The sequence below is a fragment of the Methanophagales archaeon genome, from assembly GCA_021159465.1.
Lineage (GTDB): Archaea > Halobacteriota > Syntropharchaeia > Alkanophagales > Methanospirareceae > G60ANME1.
In genome coordinates this window covers 1-2,422 of the sequence record JAGGRR010000228.1, presented here as the reverse complement: position 1 = coordinate 2,422, position 2,422 = coordinate 1, and the positions used below count along the sequence as shown (strand labels likewise).

Sequence of the window (2,422 nt, the reverse complement as noted above, 5' to 3'; positions counted from 1 at the left end):
ATGTTCTCAAAGTTACTGATAATAGCGCCGCACACGGATGATGGGGAGTTAGGTTGTGGGGGCACGATAGCGAGATTCATAGAAGAAGGGAAAGAAGTTTACTATGCTGCATTTTCAGTAGCAGAGAAATCTGTTCCTGAGGGCTTTCCAAAAAATGAATTGGAAATAGAAGTAAAGAGAGCAATGAAAGTTCTTGGAGTTCCTGAGAATAATTTGTTCATATATCGGTATGAGGTCAGGACATTCTCATATTATAGGCAAGATATTCTGGAAGATCTTGTCAAACTGAAAAAGGAATTAGAGCCTACACTGATTTTTATCCCTTCTTTAAATGACCTTCATCAGGACCATAAGACGATAGCGGAGGAAGGATGCAGAGCGTTTAAGACAGCGACACTGTTGGGATATGAAGAACCATGGAACAACATCAGCTTTAAGACCTCCTCGTTCGTGCCACTTGAAAAGCGACATATAAAGAAGAAAATAGATGCGTTGAAGGAATACAAGACGCAGAGATATAGGAGTTACCTGAACGAAGATTTTATACGTGGTCTTGCGAAGACGAGGGGAACGCAGATAAACAAAGATTATGCCGAGGCATTTGAGGTGATAAGATGGATAATATAACCGTACTTATTACAGGTGCTGGAGCCCCGGGCGCACCAGGGATTATAAAAAGTCTAAGGATGGTTACAGAGAGGGATATAAGGATTATAGGTGTTGATATGGCTTCAGAATCTTCTGGTTTCGCGATGGTTGATAAATGGTATATAGGAGAGAAAGCGGAATCAAAAAATTTTATACCAAGGATATTGGAGATATGCAGAAAAGAGGATGTGGATGTTGTAATACCACTGGTAACGAACGAATTGATGAAGTTTGCGAGAAGCGTATCAGAATTTGAGAGAATAGGCACGAAGGTGGTCATATCGAGCCCGGAAAGGCTGCGGATAGCGAATAACAAGTACCTTTTGATGCAGATTTGTAAAGAAAATGACATACCCACACCGCGTTTTTGTAAGGTGCAGTCATGGAGTGATTTTGAAGAAGCAGTATACGAACAGGGGTATCCTGAATTACCGGTCTGTTTTAAACCGCCGGTGTCACGTGGGTTGAGAGGGTTCAGGATATTGAAAGGAGATGTTGACCGTTTAGATTTATTGATGAATTACAAACCTACAGATGTCTTTACCACATTAGAAGATGTAAGTAAGGTTCTTAAGGATGCAACCCCATTTCCTGAACTATTGGTCATGGAATATCTTCCGGGTAAGGAGTATTCAGTGGATGTTCTGACGAATAAAGGTGAAGCACTGATTGTGATTCCGAGGTTGAGAGAAAAGCTAAAGATGGGTATAAGTTTTGTCGGCACTACCGAGAATAATGAAGCGATTATTGAATATTCAAAGCAAGTAGTGAATTTGCTTGGGCTGGATGGGAACATAGGATTGCAGTTTAAGCTGGATGGGAATGGGATACCGAAGATAATCGAATCAAATCCAAGAGTGCAAGGAACAATCGTATTGTGTACGGCGGCAGGCGTTAATATGGTGTATGACGCGGTTAAATTGGCATTAAATGAAGAAATAGAGGAGTGCCAGGAGGATGTGAAGTGGGGTGTAAAGATGATAAGATATTGGGCTGAAGTTTATGTAAAAAATGGCGAGTTTTTCACCCTGTAAGAACTGGGAGAGGTATGAGAAGTATTTGATGAGTGGAGAATGGCACGTGCACACAAATTATGTTGATGGAGCGAATTCGGTGGATGAATATTGCAAGAGAGCGGTTAAGCTAAGGATTCCGCTTATTGCGTTTACAGAGCACGTGAGAAAGAAGCTTACATACAGATATCATGACTTAGTAGAGGAAATTCTAACGGCGAGAGAGAATTATCCGGAATTAATAATTCTTACGGGTTGTGAGGCGAAGGTGTTAGAGGATGGTAGTTTAGATGTTTCGGCGGACATATTAAGGGAGAGTGAGATTGTGCTTATGGCTTTTCATTCTTTTCCTGCGGATAAGGAGAAGTATGTAGAAGCATTAAAAAAGGCTCTTTCCAACCCACGGGTTGATATATGGGCGCATCCAGGATTGTTCTTAAGAACTAAAAATATCTGTTTAAGCGATGAAGAAGTTGGGGAGATATTTAGTATAGCAAGTCAAAAGAACGTATTGATAGAACTTAATGAGAAATACTGTTTACCCCCCAGGGGTTGGGAGGAGATAGGGAAAAAGAGAGGAGTAAAATTTGTGAGAGGGAGTGATGTTCATAAAGTGGAGGAGCTGAAATAAAAAGGAAGTTAAGCCTTTAACCCCCTCCACCAACCATTCACAAAAGATCATCATATCACTCTCCACTCTCCAATCTATCAAAAGTGAAGCTATAACGATGCTGAAGGTCGTGATACTCGCAATGTGCTTT

At 41.0% G+C, this 2,422-nt stretch carries 3 protein-coding genes; all 3 read left to right on the top strand.

The window, feature by feature from the left end:
• On the top strand, positions 1 to 627 hold a 627-nt coding region (locus J7J01_09725; protein MCD6211141.1), incomplete at its 5' end, for a PIG-L family deacetylase.
• Entirely contained in the window at positions 615 to 1,682 is a 1,068-nt protein-coding gene (locus tag J7J01_09720; GenBank protein ID MCD6211140.1) for an ATP-grasp domain-containing protein, read from the top strand. The genes J7J01_09725 and J7J01_09720, both read left to right, overlap by 13 nt.
• A complete protein-coding gene (locus J7J01_09715) occupies positions 1,660 to 2,292 on the top strand; it encodes a PHP domain-containing protein (GenBank protein ID MCD6211139.1) in 633 nt (210 codons plus the stop codon). Before J7J01_09720 ends, J7J01_09715 begins: the two co-directional genes overlap by 23 nt.
• The last annotated feature ends 130 nt before the right edge of the window (positions 2,293 to 2,422 follow it).

Coding starts and splice junctions, on each gene's coding strand:
- J7J01_09715 (MCD6211139.1), top strand. CDS start 1,660: ATGGCGAGTTTTTCACCCTGTAAGAACTGGGAGAGGTATGAGAAGTAT.
- J7J01_09720 (MCD6211140.1), top strand. CDS start 615: ATGGATAATATAACCGTACTTATTACAGGTGCTGGAGCCCCGGGCGCA.